General features: G+C 39.2%; 20 protein-coding genes and 1 CRISPR repeat array. Of the genes, 17 read left to right on the forward strand and 3 right to left on the reverse strand.

Annotation, left to right across the window (positions count from 1 at the left end; all coding sequences use genetic code 11):
• Positions 1-327: a CRISPR direct-repeat array (repeat unit 28 nt; unit sequence TTTCTAAGCTGCCTATGCGGCAGTGAAC).
• A 292-nt stretch (positions 328-619) separates the two neighbouring features.
• From F991_RS09015 to F991_RS09040, 6 genes are all read left to right on the forward strand, one after another.
• Entirely contained in the window at positions 620-1,348 is a 729-nt protein-coding gene (locus F991_RS09015) for a HesA/MoeB/ThiF family protein (protein WP_416201914.1), read from the forward strand.
• Between the two features lie 57 nt (positions 1,349-1,405).
• Positions 1,406-2,704, forward strand: coding sequence for an ABC1 kinase family protein (locus F991_RS09020; protein ID WP_004670699.1), 1,299 nt, complete (start codon positions 1,406-1,408; stop codon positions 2,702-2,704).
• Between the two features lie 29 nt (positions 2,705-2,733).
• Positions 2,734-3,114, forward strand: a complete 381-nt coding sequence (gene folB / locus F991_RS09025) for a dihydroneopterin aldolase (protein ID WP_004670700.1) — start codon at positions 2,734-2,736, stop codon at positions 3,112-3,114.
• Positions 3,071-3,505 carry a 2-amino-4-hydroxy-6-hydroxymethyldihydropteridine diphosphokinase gene (locus F991_RS09030; protein WP_004670701.1) on the forward strand — a complete coding sequence of 145 codons (435 nt, stop codon included), beginning with the start codon at positions 3,071-3,073 and terminating at the stop codon, positions 3,503-3,505. Before folB ends, F991_RS09030 begins: the two co-directional genes overlap by 44 nt.
• Before the next feature lie 38 nt (positions 3,506-3,543).
• Positions 3,544-4,095 (forward strand): DUF2799 domain-containing protein, encoded by a 552-nt coding sequence (locus tag F991_RS09035; RefSeq protein WP_004670702.1) that lies wholly within the window; start codon positions 3,544-3,546, stop codon positions 4,093-4,095.
• A gap of 137 nt (positions 4,096-4,232) precedes the next feature.
• The gene (locus tag F991_RS09040) at positions 4,233-4,688 is read left to right on the forward strand and encodes a hypothetical protein (protein WP_004670703.1); all 456 of its coding nucleotides are present in this window, start codon (positions 4,233-4,235) and stop codon (positions 4,686-4,688) included.
• A 61-nt stretch (positions 4,689-4,749) separates the two neighbouring features.
• Here F991_RS09040 and coq7 read toward each other — a convergent pair whose 3' ends face one another.
• On the reverse strand, positions 4,750-5,388 hold the full coding sequence (gene coq7 / locus F991_RS09045; RefSeq protein ID WP_004670704.1) for a 2-polyprenyl-3-methyl-6-methoxy-1,4-benzoquinone monooxygenase: 639 nt from the start codon (positions 5,386-5,388) through the stop codon (positions 4,750-4,752).
• A 3-nt stretch (positions 5,389-5,391) separates the two neighbouring features.
• The gene (locus F991_RS09050; protein ID WP_155757145.1) at positions 5,392-6,714 is read right to left on the reverse strand and encodes an MFS transporter; all 1,323 of its coding nucleotides are present in this window, start codon (positions 6,712-6,714) and stop codon (positions 5,392-5,394) included.
• A gap of 163 nt (positions 6,715-6,877) precedes the next feature.
• Between F991_RS09050 and F991_RS09055 the strand changes: the two genes are divergently transcribed.
• From F991_RS09055 to F991_RS09080, 6 genes are all read left to right on the forward strand, one after another.
• Positions 6,878-9,583, forward strand: a complete 2,706-nt coding sequence (locus tag F991_RS09055; RefSeq protein ID WP_004670706.1) for an autotransporter assembly complex protein TamA — start codon at positions 6,878-6,880, stop codon at positions 9,581-9,583.
• Between the two features lie 45 nt (positions 9,584-9,628).
• On the forward strand, positions 9,629-14,134 hold the full coding sequence (locus F991_RS09060; protein WP_004670707.1) for a translocation/assembly module TamB domain-containing protein: 4,506 nt from the start codon (positions 9,629-9,631) through the stop codon (positions 14,132-14,134).
• Positions 14,135-14,436: 302 nt separating this feature from the next.
• Positions 14,437-14,796: a hypothetical protein gene (locus F991_RS09065; RefSeq protein ID WP_004670708.1), complete on the forward strand. Its 360-nt coding sequence runs from the start codon at positions 14,437-14,439 to the stop codon at positions 14,794-14,796.
• 253 nt (positions 14,797-15,049) lie between these two features.
• Complete coding sequence (locus F991_RS09070) at positions 15,050-17,689, forward strand: bifunctional aconitate hydratase 2/2-methylisocitrate dehydratase (protein WP_004670709.1); 2,640 nt, start codon at positions 15,050-15,052, stop codon at positions 17,687-17,689.
• Positions 17,690-17,820: 131 nt separating this feature from the next.
• Positions 17,821-18,402, forward strand: a complete 582-nt coding sequence (locus F991_RS09075; RefSeq protein WP_004670710.1) for a hypothetical protein — start codon at positions 17,821-17,823, stop codon at positions 18,400-18,402.
• A gap of 11 nt (positions 18,403-18,413) precedes the next feature.
• Positions 18,414-18,914 carry a hypothetical protein gene (locus F991_RS09080; protein ID WP_004670711.1) on the forward strand — a complete coding sequence of 167 codons (501 nt, stop codon included), beginning with the start codon at positions 18,414-18,416 and terminating at the stop codon, positions 18,912-18,914.
• A gap of 48 nt (positions 18,915-18,962) precedes the next feature.
• On the opposite strand, the gene F991_RS09085 is transcribed toward F991_RS09080, so the two are convergent.
• Positions 18,963-20,420, reverse strand: a complete 1,458-nt coding sequence (locus F991_RS09085; RefSeq protein ID WP_004670712.1) for a DASS family sodium-coupled anion symporter — start codon at positions 20,418-20,420, stop codon at positions 18,963-18,965.
• A gap of 315 nt (positions 20,421-20,735) precedes the next feature.
• Between F991_RS09085 and F991_RS09090 the strand changes: the two genes are divergently transcribed.
• The 5 genes from F991_RS09090 to F991_RS09110 all read left to right on the forward strand — a co-directional run bounded on the left by F991_RS09090 (position 20,736) and on the right by F991_RS09110 (position 25,409).
• The gene (locus tag F991_RS09090; RefSeq protein WP_004670713.1) at positions 20,736-21,725 is read left to right on the forward strand and encodes an ion transporter; all 990 of its coding nucleotides are present in this window, start codon (positions 20,736-20,738) and stop codon (positions 21,723-21,725) included.
• Positions 21,726-21,815: 90 nt separating this feature from the next.
• Positions 21,816-22,433, forward strand: a complete 618-nt coding sequence (locus F991_RS09095) for a LysE family translocator (RefSeq protein ID WP_004670714.1) — start codon at positions 21,816-21,818, stop codon at positions 22,431-22,433.
• A 318-nt stretch (positions 22,434-22,751) separates the two neighbouring features.
• On the forward strand, positions 22,752-23,705 hold the full coding sequence (locus tag F991_RS09100; protein ID WP_004670715.1) for an ABC transporter permease: 954 nt from the start codon (positions 22,752-22,754) through the stop codon (positions 23,703-23,705).
• Complete coding sequence (locus tag F991_RS09105) at positions 23,698-24,654, forward strand: iron chelate uptake ABC transporter family permease subunit (protein ID WP_004670716.1); 957 nt, start codon at positions 23,698-23,700, stop codon at positions 24,652-24,654. Before F991_RS09100 ends, F991_RS09105 begins: the two co-directional genes overlap by 8 nt.
• Positions 24,645-25,409: an iron ABC transporter ATP-binding protein gene (locus F991_RS09110; RefSeq protein ID WP_004670717.1), complete on the forward strand. Its 765-nt coding sequence runs from the start codon at positions 24,645-24,647 to the stop codon at positions 25,407-25,409. Before F991_RS09105 ends, F991_RS09110 begins: the two co-directional genes overlap by 10 nt.
• Positions 25,410-25,411: the final 2 nt, after the last annotated feature.

Raw genomic sequence — 25,411 nt, forward strand, 5'->3', positions numbered from 1 at the left:
TTTCTAAGCTGCCTATGCGGCAGTGAACAATTAGTCATGACTAATTAATTACAACTAATATTTCTAAGCTGCCTATGCGGCAGTGAACGTCCCTTTGAGGTTTTGACGGCGCTTAACAGTTTCTAAGCTGCCTATGCGGCAGTGAACCTGAGTTGGCAACTTCTGAACGCTTACTTTCATTTCTAAGCTGCCTATGCGGCAGTGAACGCCATTCATAATGTTTAATAAACTTGTTTAAATTTCTAAGCTGCCTATGCGGCAGTGAACTTCAATGCTATCTGCCAACTCTTTAATTTCCATTTCTAAGCTGCCTATGCGGCAGTGAACTATAAAATAGCATAAATAAATTAAGCAAAAACATAAAGTTGAACGCTAATTTATGTAAATACCCAAAGTTTTTACACTGTATCGTAATTTATTGATTTTATTAGGCTGTTAAAGAGTAATAAAAATATTGGGGTAAAAGTGTGAGTTTGTCAAAGTAAAATCATTGAAGATATAACACTTATTCCTTTGCTAAATCATTTTGCACACTTAAAATCGAGAACGAGTGATTCATTAGAGAAGAAAGAACGTGTCTGACCATCAAGAAAATGCATTTGAACTGAGTGACGATGAGATGCATCTATATAGTCGTCAGATTCTGTTGGATGGTTGGGATATTGAAGCACAAGAAAAGCTGAAACTTGCTAATGTTCTGATTGTCGGTGCAGGGGGTATCGGTTGTACCAGTGCCGAATTGCTTGCTCGTGCGGGCGTAGGAAAAATAACGATTGTTGATGCTGATAGTATTGAAATGAGCAATCTACAACGACAGATTGCATTTACCTCAAATGATTTGGGACACTACAAAGCAGAAGTTCTGGCTAAACATCTACAAGATATTAACCCACATATACAAGTCAACTATCAAAATATACGATTTGATGAAACGAATGCTGATGATTTAGTACAGCATCAAGATGTAGTTTTAGATGGTTGTGATAACTTTACTACCCGATATCTAGTAAATTTAACTTGTAGAAAGCAGCAAGTTCCACTGATTAGTGCGTCTGCAATTGGTTTTGAAGCGCAATTATTTATGGTGGATACCGATTCAGCTTGTTATGAATGTCTATTTCCTAAAGAACAGCAAGCTGATGAAGGCTTGCGTTGTGCTGAATCTGGGGTACTAGCGACCACACCTGTAATCATAGCGTCATTACAAGCACATCACACTTTGCTTTATTTAGGCTTGGGTTTAACACCGCTCAAGCAAAAACTGTTACTTTGGAATGGTTTCAACCTTTCACAGCGCATTCTACAATTTGAAAAAGATGCAAATTGTCCAGTTTGTCAGGCAACTTGATCGGTAATATCAGCAAACTTTGCTAAACTAATGCCATTTTCGAGACAATGAAAGATTATGAAAAGAAATATTTTATTTGATGGACTACGCTCTGTTGCACGTATTGGTGAGACAGTTATGGTTGCGGCACAAGCAGGTGTGAAATATGCAACCGAAAAACCGAGTAACGCTAAACTCATGCGTGAAACCTTTGAATCATTAGGTTCAACTTATATTAAGCTCGGGCAGTTTATTGCCAGTACACCATCTTTATTTCCTCGTGAATATGTTCAAGAGTTCCAAGGTTGTTTAGATCAAACCCCAACCTTGCCATTTAGTTATATTCAAGGCGTTTTGGCTGAAGAGTTTGAGGGTAAAAATCTCAATGAGATTTTTAGTTTTATTGATGAAAAGCCGCTTGCTTCAGCATCAATCGCGCAAGTACATGCTGCCAAGTTGGTCACAGGTGAAGACGTTGTATTGAAAGTACAAAAGCCTGGGGTTGAAACCATCTTATATACTGACTTAAATGTTGTACATTGGGCTGCAAAATTACTAGAAAAAGCAGTTCCAAAGATTAAATTTGCATCTTTGTCCGAAATCGTAGACGAGATCAAAACACGTATGGTACGTGAAGTCGACTTTATTGAAGAAGCACAAAACCTCGATGATTTTGTTCAATACCTCAATGTTTCAGGCAATACTGCTGCAACTGCACCAAAGGTTTATCATCAGTTTTCAACACGCCGTGTTTTAACGATGCAACGTTTGTACGGTGTGTCATTAACGGATTTTGATGTTGTTAAACAATATGCAAAAGATCCAACACAAGTTTTAATCACAGCAATGAATACTTGGTTCGGTAGCTTAATGCTATGTAAAAGTTTCCATGCTGATCTGCATGCTGGCAATCTGATGTTGCTTGAAGATGGGCGTGTTGGTTTTATTGATTTTGGTATTGTTGGGCAACTCAATCCTGCGGTGTGGACAGCGTGTATGGCATTTATGGATGCTTTGCAGCATACCAATTATACCGCTATGGCTGAAAACATGCTCAAGATGGGAATGACCAATAAAAAGATCGATACACAAGTCTTGGCTGATGATTTAGAGCGTTTATTTAGCGGCGTATTATTGGCTGACCCTCAAGAAATTTTGAGTTCAAATCCTGCTGATTTGAATGACATCATGATGGATATGATCGGTGTTGGTGAGCGACATGGGATCAAATTCCCGCGTGATTTCGCTTTACTATTCAAGCAAATGTTATATTTTGATCGTTTCATGCGTATTCTTGCACCATATACCGATATTTATGCTGACCAACGTCTGAAAATGGTTCACAATATCGAACCTGCTTCGTTTTTAAAGCATTAATTTATTTATCGGTTCATTATTAGGTCATTATGGATGCCATTATTATTGAAGGATTAAAGGTGGATACGGTTATTGGTTGTTTCAACTGGGAACGCCAAATTATTCAACCTTTGATGTTAGATCTCACCATTCATAATGATCTCAGTCAGGCTGCAAATTCTGATGAGTTAGACGATACACTTAACTATGCTCAAATTTGTGAACTTGCAGCCGAAGTGATTCAACAAGCTCAACCCAAACTCATTGAGCATGCGGCTCAGTTAGTGCTTGATCGTTTATTTTCTACTTTCCCTTCAGTCGAATCTATTATTATCACGATTCGCAAACCTGCAATCATTGCACAAGCTCAAGCAGTAGGAATTCGTCTTGAACGCAACAGAAACGATTTTTGCGCTCGCACTGGCGAGTAATGTTCAGCAACAGCAAAATTTTACTTTTGCTTATACTCAACTTGCAGATTTAGGTACGGTGAAGTTTTCTCCGATTTATCAAATCCCATGTCGTGATGGGATTGGTGCTGATTATTGGAACTCAGCGTGTTTATTGCAAAGCCATCTGCCTGTTGATGAAATAATAGAGATACTCAAAAAGTTTGAAGCGCAATCGGGGCGTATTCGTCCATCGCACCATATCAGTTTAGATATCGATGTAATTGCTTGGGGCAATACTTTAGACAATATGCAATTTAATCCAAAAAAGTTACCATTAGCATTAGACGTAAAAATTCCTTTAAGCGATTTATGGCAGCAAACTGCATTAAGTTATGACCAAAATATACAGTATCCTGTCATTACAATATAATTTTTTATAAATAATAGCGAATAATTAGGAAGCGCTTTATGAAGACTATTTTACTCGGTTTCACTTTGGCGGTTTTACTTTCTGGCTGTGCGTCAATGAGTGTTGAGCAATGTAAAACAGCAAATTGGTTTAATGTCGGTGAGAAAGATGGTTCGGCTGGGCATGCATCTCGTTTAGATAAATATTATTCATCTTGTCAAAAAGCCAATGTTGTTCCAAATCAAAGCTTATATGAAAAAGGTTATCAGAAAGGCTTGGGTTATTATTGTCGACCTGAGACGATTTTTAATGAAGCATTAGATGGTCGTGGTGATTTTAGGGTTTGTCCAATCGAAAAACGAGAGTCATTGCGTAATTATTACCAAGTTGCAAATGCTTACTATCAAGCAGACTCAGAATTCAATCGTTCACAAACTGACATAAATCATTATCTCAAAGAATTGGAGCGCAAAGATCTATCGATTAAGGATCGTGATGATTATAAAAAGCGTTTATATGATTTAAGAATAAATAGTAGTCGGGTGCAATCACGCTATCACGATGCAGTTCGAAACTTAGAGCGCTTTAAAGCAGAGCATGGTTTAAACTAATTACGAACAATTTCTAAAAAAGCCTATGGTTTATCTCATAGGTTTTTTACTTTTAGACTCAACATTTAAATTACAGATCTATTATATGATTGATGTTTAAATAAATAATTGATGAATAGAACATATAAGGGTGCTCTATGCAAATGAAGCTGATGATTGTTGGTCTTATCTCTTGTGGGGTTATGAATTCTGCTTATGCAATCGATGCCAAATATAGACAACAATTGGAATTTTCAGGCTGTACACAATTAAGTGAATTACAAGGCTGTGATATTAGCAAAACTAAAGAAGAAAATATCAAAGCTGGATTCGTTCAATCTAGTACCGTGGTAACTGATCAAAATACATCAATAAGCCAGCCGCAGTGGATCGCTGAACGACGAGATGGAACATCTTTAGCTCGGATCAAAATTGATCAGCAACAGCGTATTTGGGTAAATGATCTAAGAGTTATAGCTGTAAAAAATCGTGATCAAATCAGTTTTAGGCAAGGAAAAATTAACTATACGATTTTTACAGATACAGAAAAGCAATCTCAAAGTTTTTGGTATGATCGTTATTCAAAAGATAAGGGAAAAATTGTATTTAAATAAAATTACTTAAAGTTTTGAAAAAATAGGGGAATTATGATTTCACAATTCCCAAGTCTAAATTTTATAAATAATAACTGGTTTTAGTCATCAATTTTGAAATGGCGGTCATGGTGATACGCACAGGCGCTGGTAGTTCAACAACGCCACCTGCTTGTAATGCGGTGTCGCGATGCTGTAATTCATCCTCATTCATTTGCTCTAAGATCTTACGGGAACGGTCATCGTGTTCAGGTAGTTGTTGAAGGTGCTCTTGCAAATGTTGACTGACTTGGCGCTCAGTTTCCGCGACGAACCCTAAACTGTATTTATCACCCGCAATTCCTGCAATTGCGCCCATGCCGTAAGATAACCCATACCATATTGGGTTTAAGACACTGGTGTGACTATCCAACTCTTTTAAGCGATCCTCGCACCAAGCTAAATGGTCTTGTTCTTCAATCGCAGCGTGTTGCATTTCTTCACGGACATGTGGAAGTTTTGCTGTCAATGCCTGACCGTGATAAAGCGCTTGTGCGCATACCTCACCACTATGGTTTACCCGCATTAAACCCGCGACATGGCGTGCATCGCTGACGCATAATTGTGCAGCTTCGTCATGTGCAGGATTGGCGCGCTGAGAGGCAGTCGCACCCGGAACTAAACTGCGTAATGCTTGGTCAAAGGAGTTAATGAGTTGGTCGAGACCTGTGTACTGACGCATAGATTAATCCTCTAAAGTATTGGGAGCGTTTTCCAATAAAGGTTTTAGGCGTTTTAATAACCAGAATGAATAAATTGCACTTAAAACCGCAGTAATCGTAAATAATATTTTAATATCAATTTTTAAGATGCTTAAGATTAAAATTGAGAAAATTGCTGAAGAGACCATAAATATAGCATTGAGAATGTTATTAGCAGCAACCACTCGAGCACGATGAGAGCGTGGTGAATAAGCTTGCATCATTGCATATAAGGGTACGATATAGAATCCACCGCTAATGCCAAGCAAAGTGACTGCAAGCATAACATGATAATACACAGCACCTTCAGTAAAGACATCTTTTAAGCTCAGCAGTTCACCTGTACGTTCTGGTACAAACGCCAAGCTAGCAGCCAAATAAAGCGCGAAAACGGTTAAACCAATCGCGCCATACGGAACCATTCTGATATTAATATCAGTTCCACCAATTCGTCTACACAGCAAAGAACCGACACCAATACCGACAGAGAAAAAGGTGAGTAGTAAGCTGACGACATTCTCTGAAGCATGAAGATTTTGTTGGGTGAGCTGTGGAATCTGAGTTAAATAGGTCGCCCCATAAAACCAATACCAAGAGTTACCGAGCAAAATCATAAAAATAACAGGAATACTTTTCGCGTATTTTACTGTTTGCAGGCTTGTACGAAAAAAGTTCCAGTCTATTTTTAAATCTGGTGCCGCAACTTTTTGCGGGAGAATAAATCGACTACAAAAATAGCCTAAGCAAGCGATCGTAACAACCGTAATACTAATCCATAATAAATTGCCTGCTGAAGTTGCAATCACAGCACCGCCCAAGATCATCCCGAATAAAATGGCGATCGATGTGCCTGACTGGAATAGCGCATTTCCTGACATGAGTTCATTTGGTTTTAATATTTCAGGGAGAATGGCGTATTTGATTGGGCCAAAACAGGTTGAATGTGTTCCCATTAGAAAAAGAGCGAATAATAGTAACCACAAATTACCGAGCAAGAAACCTGCGGTACCGATCAGCATGATCACGATTTCAAGTAGCTTAAGCAAACGGACGAGCTGTGATCTTTCATATTTATCAGCAACTTGACCAGCAGTTGCTGAAAAGAAAAAGTAAGGCAAAATAAACAGTAATGCAGCTAAATTATTGAGTGTACTTACGGCTGCGGTTTGTTGTTGAATCCAACCATAAGTAATGACTAAAAGAAGGGCTTGCTTATAGACATTATCATTCAGCGCGCCGAAAAATTGAGTGAAAAACATCGGGGCAAACCGACGTGATGTCATTAAGCGCTCATCTTGTTTCATCATGTGTTCACTTCATTGTGATTTATAAAAAAATGTGACGTAGTGTAAATTTACTAAATAATACATGTATGATACTTTCATGTTTGATTGGATGAAAAATCAAAGATTTGAAGCGGTTTTCAACCATCAAAAACGATAAATCTAAAAAGTAAGTTTAGAGTACTACATGCTATCTAAATCTAAGTTTAAACAGTCAACATTGGTTCATTCTATGCATTTAATTCTTAAAATGCAGAGCTTTCCTAAACTTATTTGTAGTGGTTTTTTGATTAGTTGTTTTATATCAAATGCTTATGCGGAAGATCAAGTTGCTGAAGCGATTGAAAATCAAACAATTGAGCGGATGAAAGATCAGGTTAAAAGTATTCCTGCTCCAGAAATCCCAATTCAAGCCTTTCAAATAGATCAACAAAATTTCAATCCAGCACAAGACAGTGTGGCGGCACTAAAACAACAAGAACAGTCAGCACATCAAATTGATGTGTTGCAGCCGATCGATTTGGACGAAAATTTAGACAATTTGCCAGTGATCACTGTTGATCAAAATATGGCAAATGAAATCTTTCAGGTTGCCGAAGACGCAAAAAATCAAGCACAGTCACATCGAGCAGATACTGCAAAGAACACCGATATTTTAGTCAACGAAGCAACACAAACTGAGCTCACCGAGATCAGTCAGGCACCTATTAATATTGATCAATTGATGAAGGATATCCAGACCGATAGCCAGATCATTGTTGAAGCAAATGAATCAGGTAAGACATTGTCTGAATTTCAGGTGCAAACAGATCAAGAGCAAGAAAAAGTTGGGTTCTTTAAAAGAGTCTTGAATCGATTGCGCCCAGAAAATTTGCTCGGTGCAGACAGAATTCCGCGTATTAGTGCGGATGTGACAGGTGCTCCACCTGTGCTTGCTGCCAACATCAAAGCAAAGCTATCTAGTTTTACACAGGAGGCTTTCGAGGAGTTCAATGTCGCTTTGCCTCAATTGAGAGTATTGACCAATCAAGCGGCGCAAGCAGTCGGCTATTATGATTCAACCTATACCTTTGAGAAATTGAGTGATAGCAAAGTCAAAGTGAACGTTGTTCCAAATGAACCCGTTCTGATAAAAGAACAAAATATTGAATTTACTGGCGCGGGTGAGAATGTCCCTCAATTCCAAGTGATTGGTTTGATTCCTGAGCAGGATGAAGGTGATATTTTCAACCACGGTAAATATGAGGCAACCAAAAATAAAATTGCAACAACAGCGTCAGACAATGGTTTCTTTGATGCATTTTGGCGATTACATGACGTTAAAATTAGCCAGCCTGAGAAAACAGCAGAAATTAATTTAAAGTATGAAACAGGCGACCGGTATAAACTCAAACAAGTCCAATATAAAATGAGTGATCCGAGCAAGCCATTACCACTGACACAAAAAGTGCTCGATAGCCTCGTGCCTTGGAAAGAGGGTGATGATTATGCTTTTTGGCGGGTTAATCTTTTAGCAAATAACTTAACCAATACACGTTATTTTAATTACACGTTGGTCGATACCATTAAACCTGATCTGAACCAACCGCCTTTAGAATTACCACCTGACTTGCAAGCATTGGTCGATCAACAACGTATCGAGCAATCTCAGCTCTTAAATACTCAGCAAAAAGCTGACTTAGCGCGACAGAAAGTGACCTCTGCCGAAGAAGTCACCCAAGATGTTGTAGATGAGTCCCAGTTCTCAGGAAGTGAACCAGCACAAGCTTATTCTTTGGCACGTTCGATGCCAAGCGTACAGGATGACAATCAAGAGCGGCAGCAACAAGAAGAACAAGCGCGTTTGGATAAAAAGATTCCGGTTGTGGTCACCTTAAATGCCGATCGGTTAAATAGTATCGAAACAGGTGTGGGTTATGGTACGGATACTGGAGCGCGTATTCGTTCTCAGTATCGTCGTGCAATAGTCAATAAACATGGTCATGCCTTTGATGCCAACATCGAGGTTTCGGAAATACGCCAGTCTATTGATGGACGTTATAGCATCCCTTATAAGCATCCACTCAATGACTACTTTAACCTTGTCGGAGGTTATGAGCGTGAAACTCGAGATGACATCGGTCCTAACATCGGTTTGTTAGTTGAGTCTGCTGTACTTGGTGGTGAACGTGTAATTAAGAATCCACTTGGTAATTGGCAGCATACTTTTGGATTGCGCTATCGCTTAGACCGCCTAACTGAAAAAGGGAATGTTGATATTTCGGAGTTACCCGATGCCTTTAAAGCAGCAGGTACAAACTCTGAGCAACAATCATTACTCTTAGGTTATGAAATTTCTAAGACAAATACGAATACTCGTTTAAATCCAACCAAAGGCTTTAAACAAATTTATAAACTCGAATTAGGAGCTGAGTCGCTTCTTTCAGATGCCAATATGGCGATACTGGGAGCAGGTTGGAGATTTATTTACTCGCTAGGAGAAAATGACAATCATCAATTTGTCGGGCGTGGTGATGCAAGTTATATTTTTACCGATGATTTTAATAAAGTCCCTTATAATTTGCGTTTCTTTACGGGTGGTGATCAATCTTTACGTGGATTCGATTATAAAAGTCTATCCCCAGAAATAGATGGATATAAGATTGGTGGTCAGGCGTTAGGTGTTGGATCGTTAGAATATAACTATCAATTTAAAGATGGTTGGCGTGCTGCAGTTTTTTCTGACTTTGGTAATGCTTTTGATAAAGATTTTAGTAATCCAACTGAATATAGTGTAGGTGTTGGTATCCGTTGGAGATCTCCAATTGGTCCGATTCGTTTGGATGTTGCATCGGGTATTTCTAATGAAAACCGCCCAATTCGACTGCACTTCTTTATTGGATCACAACTTTAAAGACTTTTTATAACCCTTTAAAAGCGAAAAAAATTTAGGTTAATTATGACGGAAGCAGACCAGCAACTTACACCTCCAACTGCACCAAGACGAGAACGGCGTATTCTTCGGAGTATCGTGCTGGTGGTGCTGTTCATTCTTTTATTCTTGGTCAGCTCATTATTTGTGATGATGTCAACAGATAAGGGAAGTCGTTTTTTACTCGATCGTGTGCTACAAAACCAAAAAATAATTCAATACGAATATGAAGGTGGCAATTTATTACGAGGCATTATTCTAAAAAACGTTTTGGTGAAATTAGAGGCCGTTGATGTTTCTTTGGACCGTGCAGACGTTTCTTTGGGTTGGCGTGCGATTTTAAATAAAGAGGTGCATTTGAGTCATGCGGATATTTCCAACCTCATCGTTATAAATAAAAAGCCGCCATCAGGAAAACCATTCGATTTTGCGCCAATCAAACTTCCGTTTGTACTTCGTATTGATAAAGCTACTTTAGATCATTTGGAAATAAAGACCACAACTGCAAAAATTGATTTTAATGATATTTATTTAAAAGATGCACTTTGGTCAGATACGAAATTAGAGTTTGAAGACTCTCGTATGGATATGGGGTATTTGGCGGTTAAAAATGCCACAGGTCAAATGGATTTTAATGGTAAGTATCCTTTAGATCTAACAGCAGATCTGATTATTCCATCACTAAAAAGTATTGACGTTGAGACGATCAAGGTCGTGGCGACAGGTACATTGGATACCATAAGAGCAGGCGTGGCGACCCATACACCAGATTTATTGACGGGTTGGGCTGTGATTCATCCTGTGCGTGATCAGGTGCCTATGAAAGGTGCATTGTTATTCAAAAACTATCATCTTCCGATATTGAAAGAGCAAAAACTTTTTGCGAAAGATGGTATCGCTAGATTTAATGGTGATATTGATAAACTGATTTTGAGCTTGGATACTGACCTGAAAGGTGAGCAACTTCCCGAAGGCAAGTATAATGCGCTCATGGAAACAGATCTGAAAAATCAACTCAACATCCAAGACTTTAATGGTCAGTTAATGGGTGGATCGGTTGGATTAAAAGGCTTTGTAAATTGGAATGAACAAGTGTCATGGGATATAAAAGGGCGATTAGATCGCTTAAACCCAAAAGACAAAACGCTACCGCAAATTGCTCAGGATTTTTTGCCGCCAAGCTTGGATGCAAATATAAGCGCTGTAGGCTCGTTGGAAAATGGGTTAGCACTCAATGCGCAGCTTGCCTTTGATAAGTACGAAACTTGGCAGGTCAAATTAAATCAGGCAGAAGCAAAAAATAATAAACCTCAACCGATGGTGTTAGATATTGCTTGGCAAGGTATAGATCGAGCGATGCCTTATATTGGCTGGTTAAGTAGCGCGGAAGGTCAAACCAATGTGACCTTAAGAGAAGATCAACAAGACATTTATCTTACAACGATTGTACGTCCCAATGAGCAAGGTTTATTGCCAGCAGGGAAATATGATGCAAAAGTTGATTTGAAATCGAATGTTCTAAATGTCGAAAATTTCCTTTATCAAGCGGATAAAGGTAGCTTAACTGGACAAGCGACAGTTAAATTACCACATGAAAAGCAGCAACTGTCATGGCAAGCCCAACTTAAAGCACAAGACTTTAATCCTCAAACAGTCGCGACTGCAGCACCTGTAAATCTACTGAATGGCGAAATCAAAGCGTCTGGTTTTGCAAAACCGAACCAACAGATTATTCAACTTGAAAATATTGATCTAAAAGGACAACTTGCTCAAGCCAATCAAAATGAAACGATTGTGCTCAAAGGAAAAAGTACAACGACGTTAATGTTTGATGATGTTCAGGCAGGCGGTGGATTTAAACGTTTTTCGGTAGATTATGATGGTTCGTTAAATGCTTTAAATCAAGGCAACGGGCTGTTAAAGATTAATATTGCAGGAACACCGACTGAGATTCAAATTAATGAGTTAAAGCATGATGGTGTTGCAGGCAAAATGTTTGCAACAGGTAAAGTCGATCTTAAAGATAAGCTTGGTTGGAACATGGAAGTATCCTTAGTCCGATTTAAGCCTCATTACTTTGTTTCTAGTCTTAAAGGTGAAGTCTCAGGCCATGTAAAAACGCAAGGCGTTTGGTCAGATCAAGTAAAACGCGTTGATATTCGAGAACTCAATGCAGCGGGTTTTCTCAACAATAAGCCTGTACGCGGTCGTGGTAATCTGTCTTTGTTACTGGATTCAAATCAGACTGGTTTCTTACCACAGCAGTTTGAAGCAAATAATTTATTTTTTGCTTATGGGCAGAACCAACTTCAAGCCACTGGAAATGCACAAAGTTTACAATTTAAGATAAACGCACCTGCATTATATGAGTTATATCCTGGCTTGCGTGGGCGTGCTTACGGCAATTTAAATGTACAGTCACAACCACGACTTAAGGCGACTGCAAATATTGCTGTCGATAATTTTGCTTTCAGTGACTTGGCAAGTATCAAATCTTTGCGTGTCCAAGGTGAGTTACCAACTTCAGAAACAACAGCAACGCAATTGACTGCAACATTGGATCATTTACGCAGCGGAAAACGTGAAATTGAAAAGGCAACGATCAATTTAGCGGGCACACGAAAAGCGCATTTGTTAAAACTAGAAAGTAAAAATGCGCATACCAATTTTTATGTACAGCTTGCTGGTGGTTTTAATCAAAACAATGATTGGCTAGGTGAAATCCAGAAAGGAAGGTTCAATTCGCGCCGCATTGATCTTGCCCAAAATCAAAATACGCCTGTTATCTATACGACAGCACGATCTGAGTTATATGTCGGTCAGCATTGTTGGCAAAGTGCTGAAAGCCAATTGTGTTTAGATCAACCTGCTCGTATTAGTAAAGAAAAAGGAAGTTTTTCGTTTATTACTAAGGATTTAGATCTAAAAGACTTTGCCGCATTTATGCCTGAAGGCTTGGCTGTAACTGGGCAGTTAAATGGTTATGCAAAAGCATCTTGGGTAAAAGGCACTCGCCCTAAATTAGATTCACGTTTAGTGACACGCAAAGGTGAGATTGGTTTAGCCGCAGAAGATCCACAAGATATTGCAACGACAGTGACCTATGACGAGTTAAGCTTAATTGCAAAAAGTGTCAATGATGGACTTCTGTTCCGTGTTGATATGAAAACACCTGATATTGGAACTGGGTATGCCAACGTTGTAGTCGATCCATTTCAAACAGGTATGCCTATGCGTGGGGAAATTGCTTTTGATGATGTACAACTGAAAATCTTTAAACCATTTATTAAAGATGTACGCTCTATGGCAGGCACATTAGCGCTTGCAGGTAAAATTAATGGCACACTGACTCAGCCACAATTTACAGGCGAAATGCGTTTGAAAAATGGCGCAATCAGTATGATTTCATTGCCTGTAAATTTAACCAATATGCAGCTTTATTCATCTATTCGCCAAGACTCGGCAAGTATTGATGGTGCATTTAATAGTGGTCAAGGCGTTGGGCGGTTGAAAGGAAGCTTTGATTGGAAAGATAAACCACATTTGGCACTGACTTTGAAAGGTGACAACCTCTTGGTTCGCCAAGCTCCAATGATTACAGCAATTGTTAAACCAGATCTCAGTCTAGATGTATATCCATTTGACCAGCGATTAAGTTTGAAAGGTACAATTGATGTGCCGCGTGCTCGAATCTCTATGCCAGAATCAACAGCAAACGTCGTGACGCTTTCACCAGATGTTCGCGTTGTTCATCAAGGACAAGATTTGCTTGCGACATTAAAGGCATCGAAACCGTGGGATATTCGTGCGGATATGACCCTCACTTTGGGTGATCAGGTTATTTTCCAAGGTTTTGAAAGTAATATTCCATTGGTTGGACGATTGCATTTGTCTCAACGTGGTTTAGAAACAGCCATGCGAGCCAATGGTGCAATTGGTGTCAGTCAAAAAGTAAAAATTGAAGCATATGGTCAAAGCTTAGACTTGAATCGTGCGATTGCACGTTTTAATGGCCCACTTGCCAATCCAACGCTTGATATTGATGCCAATAAGCCAGTTCAAGGCAGTATGGTTGGGATACGTGTAACAGGCACCGCGACTGTTCCGAATATTCAAATCTATAACGATGCCGGTCTCTCTGAGCAAGAAGCATTGAATGCGTTATTGACAGGGCGTATCAATGAAGGGAGCAGTGGTCTAAGTAATACTGAAGGATTTAAGTCGGATGTAAACAATACCATTGCCGCGGCGGGTATTAGTATGGGCTTAGGCGGCACACGCGCACTCACCAACCAAATCGGACGAACTTTTGGTTTAAGTGGCTTAGCACTTGATGCACAAGGAACGGGTGATGACACCCAAGTCAGTTTGACAGGGTATATCACCCCAGATCTATTTATCCGCTATGGTATCGGTGTATTTACCCCTGTAAATAAATTGACCTTACGCTATCAAATGAATCGCCGCTTATATCTTGAGGCTAGCCAATCTTTGGAACGAGCGATAGATATATTCTATAATTGGCGATTCTAAATTTTATATCAGACCTGTTTTATGTAAATAAAGCAGGTTTTTTTATTTATAGTCATTTCTACCAAGCTTTGGCATATTCTTAAAAACGAATGTTTGAATATGAATGAGAATACGATCTTTTATTAGATAGAGAACGATTTATCCTTGTAAGTGGCGTTAAATGCCAAAAGACAGGCAATACCATGTATAGTAGTGACGGATTTGTATGTTTTTATTGCTAAAAGGTCAGTTTCAAATGCGTCCTTTTGCAAAATAATTCAGTTTTAGTATGATGTGCGCATCAAATTAGCCGTAGTATGATCATGAAAAAAGTTTTGTTGATTGCAATAGGTTTAGTTTTGGTCGGTTGTGCTGAAAAAAAACCATTAACACCCGAAGAACAATGGCATGGCTATTGTGTTAGTGTCGGCAATGCAGCGCGTTCTATTACGTTGGATCGTCAAAATGGAATTGAGCAAAAGCAAGCAACAGAACATGCTGGCAAAATTGAAGATGAAACAACACGTAAATTTATCTTTGAAATTATTGAAAATGTATATGCGATGCCTGTAGATCAAATAAAAGCAGATCCAGAGGCTATACGCGACAAATTGAAGCAGCAATATACGGATCAGTGTTTAGCTACTCCACACGATAAGCTACCGAGTTATAAGTCATTTTAATGTGTTAATCGAAAAGACAACAACGTTGTCTTTTTTTATGTTTGTAATATTTTATTAGGCTTTAGAGTAAGACCAAAGCGGTATTTAAAAGGTATGAACATTTCGCTATAAAATAATGGTCATCACGTAGATATACGGCAGTTGCATTAACTTTTAACGCGAAGTCTAGTAAAATTTTGCTGTCCATATTGCTTGTAGAGCTTGTATAAAGCTGGAACTTACAAGTAATTTATTAAAGAAGAGGAATAACACTGTGCTAGAAGCTTACCGCCAACACGTTGCAGAACGTGCCGCACTCGGAGTCCCACCGAAGCCACTTGATGATGCTCAAACTGCTGAACTCGTAGTATTATTTAAAAACCCACCGGCAGGTGAAGAGGCATATTTAGTAGATTTGCTTGAAAATCGTGTTCCAGCAGGTGTTGACCAAGCTGCTTATGTAAAAGCTGCTTTCTTAGCTGCGGTTGCAAAAGGCGAAGCGACTTCTCCACTTATTACTAAAGAACGTGCTGTTTACTTACTTGGTACGATGCTTGGTGGTTATAACGTAGCACCACTTGTTGAACTTCTTGACAATGCTGAACTTGCAGGCTTAGCTGCTGAAGCATTGAAAAAGACGCTTCTAGTATTTGATGCATTCCATGATGTTGCTGAAAAAGCAAAAGCTGGCAATGTAAATGCAAAAGCTGTTTTACAGTCTTGGGCTGATGCAGAATGGTTCACAAGCCGTCCTGACGTGCCAGAAGAAATCAAAATCACTGTGTTCAAAGTAACTGGTGAAACCAATACCGATGACTTGTCTCCTGCACAAGATGCTTGGAGTCGTCCAGACATTCCATTGCATGCGAATGCAATGTTGAAAAACGAACGTGATGGTATCAATCCTGAAAAACCAGGTGAAGTTGGTCCATTAAACCAAATCAAAGAATTGATCGCGAAAGGCAACCAAGTTGCTTACGTAGGTGACGTTGTTGGTACTGGTTCATCTCGTAAGTCTGCAACGAACTCTGTGCTTTGGTTCTTTGGTGATGAACTTCCACACATTCCAAACAAAAAAGATGGTGGTGTGTGCTTAGGTTCTAAAATCGCGCCAATTTTCTTCAATACAATGGAAGATGCAGGTGCGTTACCTGTAGAAATCGACGTTGCCAACATGAATATGGGCGACGAAGTTGTATTGAAAATTGACCATGCTGCTGCAAAAGTAACTGCATTCAAAGATGGCGTACAAATCTCAGAAGCAGAACTTAAAACTCCTGTACTTCTAGATGAAGTACGCGCTGGTGGTCGTATTAACTTGATCATTGGTCGTGGTTTGACTTCAAAAGCACGTGACGAATTAGGTTTAGAACCTTCTACATTGTTCCGTACGCCAGTACAACCTGCTGACACAGGTAAAGGTTTTACTCAAGCGCAGAAGATGGTTGGTCGCGCATGTGGCTTAGCTGAAGGTCAAGGTATCCGTCCGGGTACTTACTGTGAACCTAAGATGACTACTGTTGGTTCGCAAGATACAACGGGTCCTATGACGCGTGATGAGTTAAAAGACTTAGCTTGCTTGGGCTTCTCTGCTGACTTAGTCATGCAGTCTTTCTGTCACACTGCTGCATATCCAAAACCAGTTGACGTAACTACTCACCATACATTACCTGACTTCATCATGAACCGTGGTGGTGTATCTTTACGTCCAGGCGATGGTATTATCCACTCTTGGTTAAACCGTATGTTACTTCCTGATACCGTTGGTACAGGTGGCGACTCACATACGCGTTTCCCAATCGGTATTTCATTCCCAGCGGGTTCTGGTCTTGTTGCTTTCGCAGCTGCGACTGGTGTTATGCCACTGGATATGCCTGAATCTATCCTTGTTAAGTTCAAAGGTAAAATGCAGCCTGGTATCACTTTACGTGACCTTGTACATGCGATTCCTTACTATGCGATTCAAGCAGGTGACCTGACTGTTGAGAAGAAAGGTAAGAAAAACATCTTCTCTGGTCGTATCCTTGAGATCGATTTATCAGAAATGGAAAATGACTTGACGGTTGAGCAAGCATTCGAACTTTCTGATGCATCTGCTGAACGTTCTGCTGCTGGTTGTTCTATCACGCTTTCTGAAGAGAAAGTTGCTGAATACTTACGTTCTAACATCACCATGTTGAAGTGGATGATCGCTGAAGGTTATGGCGATGCGCGTACGATGGCTCGTCGTGCTGAAAACATGCAGAAGTGGTTAGATAACCCAAGCTTGTTAAAAGCTGATGCTGATGCTGAATATACGAAAGTATATGAAATCGATCTTGCTGATATCAAAGAACCTATTCTTTGCTGCCCGAACGATCCAGATGATGCAAAACTTCTTTCTGACGTTCAAGGTGACAAAATTGATGAAGTATTCATCGGTTCTTGTATGACCAACATCGGTCACTTCCGTGCAGCGGGTCAATTGTTAGATAAAGTACCAAGTGGTTCATTATCTACTCGTTTATGGTTGGCTCCACCAACTCGTATGGACGAGCATCAATTGATGGAAGAAGGCATGTACAACATCTATGGTCGTGCTGGTGCGCGTACAGAGATGCCAGGTTGTTCATTGTGTATGGGTAACCAAGCACGTGTAGCACCGAATACGACATGTGTATCTACTTCTACTCGTAACTTCCCGAACCGTTTAGGTCAAGGTGCAAACGTTTACTTAGCTTCTGCTGAGCTTGCATCTGTAGCTGCTGTTCTTGGCAAATTACCAAGCCCAGAAGAATATCAACAGTACGCGTCGCAAATCGACAGCGCTTCTGCTGACATCTACAAATACTTGAACTTCGACAAGATGAGCGAATATACAAAAGAAGCTGATCAAGTTGATACTAAGAAAATCCAAGCTGCTCAATTGACTTAATGAGCTAGGATCAAGAAAAGCCGAAAGGCTTTTCCCTGAGAAGTATTACTTCGCAAGAAGAACAAAGCTATGCTTTGTTTGAGCAAAAAGCTAAAATAAGGGCTGATTACTCAGCCCTTATTTTTTATAAAATGAAAAGCATTTTAAGTTTAAAAGACAATATTTTTGAGTTAGAAAATATTTTTTATAAAAAACAAAATCTTGAAGAGTTAAAAATCTCAATCCAACAATTATTTTCTAGGGTATTAAAAGCTTATCCTTATCTAAAACTTCCAACGTTTTTAATTGTTCCCACTAAAAGTCTAGAATTTATCGTTTGGTATCAAGATCCGAATGCTATTACTGAGACATTATTGATCGAGCAAAATGGTTCTGATGCGTATATATGGAAATGTGCTGATCAGAAATGGTATTTGGATGATTTGTATGCTGCACCACATCAGATTGCCTGTAAGTTAATAGAAAGTATTCCTGTATTTCATTCTCTTCCTGAAAATCCTAGAGAGGTAAAGCATCTACTTGAAATAGGTATAATGCATTTTGATGCTAATTTTTTTCCAAAGTTTTCAGAAAGAAAACTAGAAGATGATAGGGAGGTTCTTACATGGGATGATCGTTTTTTGTTGGTAGGAACTCAGCTAGAAAATCTTAAAATTTATAGTCATAAGCAATGGCACGATTTAGTTAATAGAGAAAATTATTATTCAGAGTAAGGTAGTTGTTTATGGCATTTACACATGATTTTGTTTTATTGAATAAAAATGAACTCTCTTACGATGACTGTTGTGATCTTATCGGGGGGATTTCTTACGATGTTTCAATCCATGATGATTTAATCCTATATTTTATGGATTATCTAAAATGGTTACCAACCTATAGTCCTTTATTAAAAAAAAGAATATATGGACTTGATTATCATGCGATGACTATTATAGATGTTGAGGGAGCTACAGAAGCTCTAATTTTATTTTCTAGTCTAGTCAATATTTTAAAGTTATCGCCGAATGTTTTAACGTTAACAGGCACATATACTTTTGTTCACGCTTATGATGATGTGATTGATCCAAATGAGAATGTTGATCGTATTTTACGAGAAACAGCAGGTTATGAAAAAATCATTATGCAAAAGAGTGAAGTGATACAAAAAATTGAAATATTGGCAGAACTTATGCAAAAGGTCATTGATTCAAATAATAGTTTATATGTTCTACATTTGGGTATTTAAGTTTAGAGGAACATTCCTATTCACACAGAATGTTCCTCAGGTTTCAAATCACCAATAACCCAACACTTTCCACCAAAGTCCGCCAATCACCACAAAGATGATGATATTAACGACACTCATAACAAAGCCAGCTTTCCACCATTCACCCAGTGTGGTGTAACCCGAACCGAATACCACAGGCGATGTACCTGTTGCATAATGGGTTAAGGTCATCATGATACTTGAAGCGGCTGCCATCATTAAGGCAAACAACATCGGTGGTGCACCAAGCGCAATCCCTGCGGTATAGAACGCAGCAAACATCGCAGTGATATGTGCTGTGGTACTTGCAAACATATAATGTGCATATAGATATGCGAGCATCAGCAATAGACATGCAGGTGCCCAGCTTAAACCTAATGACCCAATACCACTTTCTAATACACCTGAAAACCAAGCAATCAGACCGAGTTTATTCAGGTATGTTGCCATCATCACTAAAGCGGCGAACCAAGTAATCGTATCCCAAGCGCTTTTTTGCGTCAGAATATCTTCCCAAGTCAGCACACCAGTGAGCAGAAGTAATGTCAAACCAATAAATGCTGTTGTGGTTGGATCAACAGCCCAAGCAGCACCAAAAATCATGGCAGGGATACCCGCCCATAACAACAGTAAAATACCAAATACACCGAGCATGATGCTTTCATTTCGACTGACTGAACCCATTTCTTTTAACTTATCTTTAGCAAATTGAGCTGCATTGGGTGTTTCTTTCACTTCAGGTGGATACATCAAGTACAGAATCAATGGCATCACGATCAATGCAATTAGACCGGGGAGTAGCATCGCCAGTGCCCAAGTGCTCCAACTCAGTGAAATTTCACTATTGGTTGCTTTTGCGACTAGATCAACAATTAAAGGGTTCGGTGCAGTTGCGGTAATAAACATGGCGGAAGTAATCGGATTGGCCTGATAGCTGACAAGGGCTAAATACTTTCCCATGCGCCCCTCAGTTCCTTTGGCGGGATCTGAATCATAGCTAGACGAAATCGCACGAACAATAGGGTGGATGATCCCACCGCCACGTGCAGTATTACTCGGAGTAACAGGTGCAAGAATTAACTCAGAAAGGACCATGCTATAACCGATACCAATGGTTTTTTTGCCCCATACTGCAATAAATAAATAGCCTAAGCGAGCGCCAAGTCCTGTTTTCTGTAAACCTTTCGAGATCATGATTGCGATACCAATCAACCAGATCAATGGATTGGAGAAACTGCTCAAGGCATCTTGAATAGCACCGCTAGGACTATCATTGGTTACACCTGTGACTGCAACGAGCATGATCGCAATAATCGCGATTGCACCAATGGGCATGGCTTTACCAATAATTGCAGCGATTACGCCAACAAACATCGCCAATAAATGCCAAGCATTCGGATCGACACCTATCGGCACAGGTATAACGAACCAAATAATCAATGTAATAAATAAAGAAATAAGCGTAGGGAGGAGCTTAAATCCCATGTGGATTCCCCTTATGATCATGGGTTTAATAAAATTTATAGTTCTTTATGAATGAATCGTTAAAGAAACAACCGTTAAGACGTGATTATCGAAAGTGAGAGACTAGAATTCAAAGGGAGTTTTGTAGATTCAACATTATATAAATCCTTTTTATTTTGCCGATGGCAGAAATACAAAACGGCTAAATAATGATGAAAGATCTAATCACTTTTTTGTTTGATTGAGGAAAGTTATTTATCTAGATCAAAATCATTTATCAAATTGTTTGATGCTGTGTTACATTTTTAACTTGGTTAACATCACTATAAGTGCGGTATGACTCTATTTTCATGGCAACAATTACGTCAATTTGTTTATAAAACACTACATGATGATGACTATCAAACCCGTTTTAGCCGCTGTGTTAACTACTTTTTAATTATTTTGATCGTGGCGAATGCCTCAGCAGTCATCCTTGAATCGATAGATTCAATTTTTTATCCACATCAACGCTTATTTGAAATATTCGAAAATGTATCGATTGCTATTTTCTCAATTGAATACTTACTCAGAGTATGGAGTATTGCAGAAAAAGATCCAGAATCATCCGCATGGAAACAACGCTTTGCATGGATGAAAAGTGGTGGGGCAATCATAGACTTGCTTGCAATCTTACCTGCTTATTTAAACTTCTTCGTCAACTTCGATTTACGTGTACTCCGAATTTTACGACTTTTACGCTTATTAAAATTGACGCGTTATTTTGTCTCCTTACAAATTCTGCTGAGAGTCATTCAACGCGAAAAGGGTTCTTTTCAGGCGGTTATTTTCATTTTAGTCATTATGATCGTCATGACAGCTTCAGCTATGTATGTGGTTGAGAATAAAGTACAACCAGAAGCATTTAGTTCAATACCTCAGTCCATGTGGTGGGCAGTCGTCACATTAACGACAGTGGGCTATGGTGACGTGACACCTGTGACCAATGTGGGGCGTGTATTAGGTGCTTTGATCACGATTTTGGGTGTTGGTATTGCGGCATTGCCCGCGGGTATTTTGGCATCAGGACTAGCCAACGAATTAAATCAAAGGAATCAACGATTAGAACAAGAGTTTCGCGAAGCGTTACAAATTCGGGGGCTTGATTTATTGCATGATCAACGTGAAATTGAAAAGATTCGTATTGGGGTTGGCTTACCAAAAGAGCAAACCCATGAAATTATTATGCAATTGGTCAAGGAAAAGCTACTAGAAGAACAAGAGCAAGCAAACCAACAGAAACAAAAAAGCTATTGCCCACATTGTGGTGAAAAGTTATCCGAGTAAATATCAATTTTATTGTAATAATCAATAAAAAGTTGAGAGAATTAACTGTTATAGTAAGTGAAAATTTGAACAAATGAATTATTTTTCTATATGAGTTTACTTACTTTTTTCTCTTTTATTGTTTATTCAACCGTAACTTCAATTACCCCTGGTCCAAATAACATTATGTTGGCCGCTTCGGGTTTGAATTTTGGCCTAAAGCGAAGCATCCCACATATTTTAGGGATTGGTTTTGGCTTTGGTGTGATGGTGATTCTGGTTGGTTATGGGATTGGTGCTGCGCTTGGTTCTTCGCCTTTGCTTTATGAAGTCTTAAAAATCGTAGGTATTAGCTATTTATTGTATTTAGCCTACAAAATCTATCGAGCAGGTAGCATTAAAACCGATACCAAAGTTGATAAACCATTAAGTTTCATTGGCGCAGCGCTGTTTCAATGGGTCAATCCCAAAGCATGGATTATGGCAATGGGGGCAATTACCACTTATAGTTCTGCAAATAGTCGATTGGTCGAATTTATTTTTATTGGTGTGATCTTTGGCTTGGTGAGTATACCAAGTGTTGGGGTGTGGGCGTATATGGGGGAAAGGTTGAAAACGATCGTAAATCATCCCCATAAAGTACAATGGTTTAATACCGCGATGGCATTGTTATTGGTTGCCTCCGTTATTGTTCCGATTAAAGACTCAGTTCAATTTTTTATCCACTAAGCTTTTAAAGGCTTTAACTGAACTAGCCATATTTTCGAGAGTCTAAGCTGCGAATTTTAATGTTTTATTGATGCTTTTTAATAGTTTGCTTGAATTTTATAAGGAAGTATGGCGATTTATCTGGTTTTAAAATTATGATCTTAAATCAGCTCTGTTACTGAATAATATTTAATTAAACTTAATGTGGATGTTGGTGGTTTAGTAAAAATTAAAAAAAGATAACAATAATAATTATCATTTATGATACTTTCTTATTTGATGTTTATCGTAATTTTTAAGCATTTTTTAAGGTTGTTTATTAAATGAAATTCTCCCGCCATGATTAAACGGCGCTATTTACTTGTGTTACTCATTCCTTTGGCATTGATTTCCTTGTTCGTCGGTGTTGGGGACATGAGCATTGCTGGTTTGATTGCAGGCAATCCGCAAGACTGGCAGCTTTTTTGGACGAGTCGATTACCGCGTTTGATGGCGATTGTTGTTGCAGGTGCTGGTCTAAGTGTCTGTGGCTTAATTATGCAGTCACTGAGTCGGAACCGTTTTGTTTCACCAACCACAGCAGGTTTATATGACTGTGCGCGGCTAGGTGTTTTGATTTCGATTATTCTACTCCCGAGTGCTTCCATTTTTGCCAAAACTGGATTTGCTATCATTGTCACGCTGATTGGTGCGATGACATTTATGAGCATTCTCGCCACCTTAAAGCATCGAGATACGGTATTTGTTCCATTAGTCGGGATGATTTTTGGCAGTATTATTTCTGCATTTACGACTTTTATTGCTTTGCAACTTGATTTGTTGCAGAACTTAGCAGGATGGTTACAAGGGGATTTCTCGACCATTTTGAATGGTCAATATGAATTGATCTATTTAAGTATTCCTGTACTGGTACTGATTTATATATTTGCCAATCGTTTTGTGTTGGCGGGCTTAGGTGAGGATTTTGCAACGAATCTTGGCTTAAATTATAAACAGACACTTTTTTTAGGTTTGCTGCTGATCTCGGTGATTACCGGTGTGGTGATTGTTACGGTGGGGGCGATTCCATTTCTCGGTTTAATCGTACCAAATCTAGTGAGCCTTTATTTAGGCGATCATATTCGCAAAACACTTTCACATACGGTATTGCTTGGTGCATTGCTGGTCTTGCTCTGTGATGTTTTTGGGCGGGTGGTGATTTATCCGTATGAGGTCTCTGTCAGCCTCATAATGGGTGTGGTCGGTAGTGTGATCTTCCTGTGGTTATTACTCAGGAGGTATCGTTATGCATAATACGACGAAGCTGGTTGTGCTTGCGATTGCTGTATTGGTTAGCATTGGATTATATCTCGGTTGGAATCTCGGGATTGCATGGCAGTATGCACTGGGACTGCGTTTAAGAACGGTCGCTGCAATTGCCGTTGCAGGTGTTGCTGTTGGTGTTTCAACTTTGGTTTTTCATACGATTGTGAATAATCGCGTGGTCACACCACAAGCCTTAGGTTTGGATAAATTATACGAATTATCTAAAACTGCAATTATTTATTTCTTTGGTGCGAGTACGTTATTGTCGCTTAACTTTGTGACTGATTATTTGATCAGTTTGTTGTTAATGGTGACTTTTGCTTTATTACTTTATCGCTTCATTTTTCAGAAAGTTGCACAACAAAATATTTATTTTTTGCTGTTGGTTGGTCTGATTTGTTCGACTCTATTTGACAACATGACTACCTTTTTTCAGGTGTTGCTCGATCCTGATGAGTTTCAGGTTGCCGCTTATGCTGGGTTCGCCAGTTTTAATGTCGTGAAAATGGAAACGGTTGCACTATCTTTACTGACGATTCTCCCCATTCTTTTTTACAGTTTTAGACATTATCACAAGCTCAATGTGATGGCGTTGGGACGAGATCATGCGTTAAATCTTGGACTGGACTATGACAAAACGAGTCGGTTGTTACTGGTTTTAGTGGTGTTTGCACTTGCATCTGCAACAGCACTCGCAGGTCCAATGATGTTCCTTGGTTTATTGGTACTCAATATCACGTTGGAACTATTTAAAACTCATCAACATCATATTTTACTGCTCGGCATTATTTTAGTGAGTGTGCTTTGCCTCATGCTCGGTCAATTCATCGTATTACATGTACTGAATTTCAAAACCACATTGAGCGTCATTATTAACTTTGTCGGTGGAATTTATTTCTTCTGGATTTTATTGAAGGAAAATAAAAAATGGCAATAGAGCTGAAGAATTTACGAAAAAGCTATCATCAACAGTGCGTCGTCAATCAAGTCTCACTCACGATTGCCAAAGGTCAATTTACCGCATTTATCGGACCCAATGGCGCAGGTAAAAGTACGCTGCTTTCCATCATGAGTCGTCTGATTGATGCAGATCAGGGGCAGGTATTGTTGGATGGTCAAGATTTACATGACATGAAAAGTGCGGATATCGCCAAAAAAATGGCGATTTTAAAGCAGTCCAATCATACCGAGTTGCGTCTGTGTATCGAGGATTTGGTGGCATTTGGTCGTTTTCCGTATTCACAGGGGCGTTTGACCAAGCAAGACCACGACATTATTGATCGCTCCATTGCTTATATGGATCTGCAATCGATGCGTCATCGTCAGCTAAGTGAGTTGTCAGGTGGACAACGCCAACGTGCCTACATTGCGATGATTCTGGCACAGGACACCGAATATATCTTATTGGATGAGCCGTTGAACAACTTAGATATGAAGCATTCTGCGCAAATTATGCGTGTGCTGAAAGATCTTGCTGAAAATCATGGTAAATCCATCATTGTGGTGATCCATGACATTAACTTTGCCTCTGTGTATGCCGATCACATTATTGCAATGAAAAATGGTGAGTTGGTCTATCAAGGGCATCCACAGCAGATCATGAATGAAACAACTTTAGAAGCGATCTTTGATTTTCATATCCCGATTCAACAAATTCAACAACACAAATTAGGTTTATATTTTATTAGTTAGGA

Source organism: Acinetobacter sp. CIP-A165 (assembly GCF_000367985.1).
Classification (GTDB): Bacteria; Pseudomonadota; Gammaproteobacteria; order Pseudomonadales; family Moraxellaceae; genus Acinetobacter.

What these genes read in the sequence shown, in the direction of transcription:
- F991_RS09085 (WP_004670712.1), bottom strand. Translation starts at nt 20,420, where the DNA reads ATGGGATTTAAGCTCCTCCCTACGCTTATTTCTTTATTTATTACATTG.
- F991_RS09095 (WP_004670714.1), top strand. Translation starts at nt 21,816, where the DNA reads ATGAGTTTACTTACTTTTTTCTCTTTTATTGTTTATTCAACCGTAACT.
- F991_RS09090 (WP_004670713.1), top strand. Translation starts at nt 20,736, where the DNA reads ATGACTCTATTTTCATGGCAACAATTACGTCAATTTGTTTATAAAACA.
- F991_RS09040 (WP_004670703.1), top strand. Translation starts at nt 4,233, where the DNA reads ATGCAAATGAAGCTGATGATTGTTGGTCTTATCTCTTGTGGGGTTATG.
- F991_RS09100 (WP_004670715.1), top strand. Translation starts at nt 22,752, where the DNA reads ATGATTAAACGGCGCTATTTACTTGTGTTACTCATTCCTTTGGCATTG.
- coq7 (WP_004670704.1), bottom strand. Translation starts at nt 5,388, where the DNA reads ATGCGTCAGTACACAGGTCTCGACCAACTCATTAACTCCTTTGACCAA.
- F991_RS09110 (WP_004670717.1), top strand. Translation starts at nt 24,645, where the DNA reads ATGGCAATAGAGCTGAAGAATTTACGAAAAAGCTATCATCAACAGTGC.
- F991_RS09035 (WP_004670702.1), top strand. Translation starts at nt 3,544, where the DNA reads ATGAAGACTATTTTACTCGGTTTCACTTTGGCGGTTTTACTTTCTGGC.
- F991_RS09060 (WP_004670707.1), top strand. Translation starts at nt 9,629, where the DNA reads ATGACGGAAGCAGACCAGCAACTTACACCTCCAACTGCACCAAGACGA.
- F991_RS09020 (WP_004670699.1), top strand. Translation starts at nt 1,406, where the DNA reads ATGAAAAGAAATATTTTATTTGATGGACTACGCTCTGTTGCACGTATT.
- F991_RS09075 (WP_004670710.1), top strand. Translation starts at nt 17,821, where the DNA reads ATGAAAAGCATTTTAAGTTTAAAAGACAATATTTTTGAGTTAGAAAAT.
- F991_RS09065 (WP_004670708.1), top strand. Translation starts at nt 14,437, where the DNA reads ATGAAAAAAGTTTTGTTGATTGCAATAGGTTTAGTTTTGGTCGGTTGT.
- F991_RS09080 (WP_004670711.1), top strand. Translation starts at nt 18,414, where the DNA reads ATGGCATTTACACATGATTTTGTTTTATTGAATAAAAATGAACTCTCT.
- folB (WP_004670700.1), top strand. Translation starts at nt 2,734, where the DNA reads ATGGATGCCATTATTATTGAAGGATTAAAGGTGGATACGGTTATTGGT.
- F991_RS09015 (WP_416201914.1), top strand. Translation starts at nt 620, where the DNA reads ATGCATCTATATAGTCGTCAGATTCTGTTGGATGGTTGGGATATTGAA.
- F991_RS09055 (WP_004670706.1), top strand. Translation starts at nt 6,878, where the DNA reads ATGCTATCTAAATCTAAGTTTAAACAGTCAACATTGGTTCATTCTATG.
- F991_RS09105 (WP_004670716.1), top strand. Translation starts at nt 23,698, where the DNA reads ATGCATAATACGACGAAGCTGGTTGTGCTTGCGATTGCTGTATTGGTT.
- F991_RS09050 (WP_155757145.1), bottom strand. Translation starts at nt 6,714, where the DNA reads ATGATGAAACAAGATGAGCGCTTAATGACATCACGTCGGTTTGCCCCG.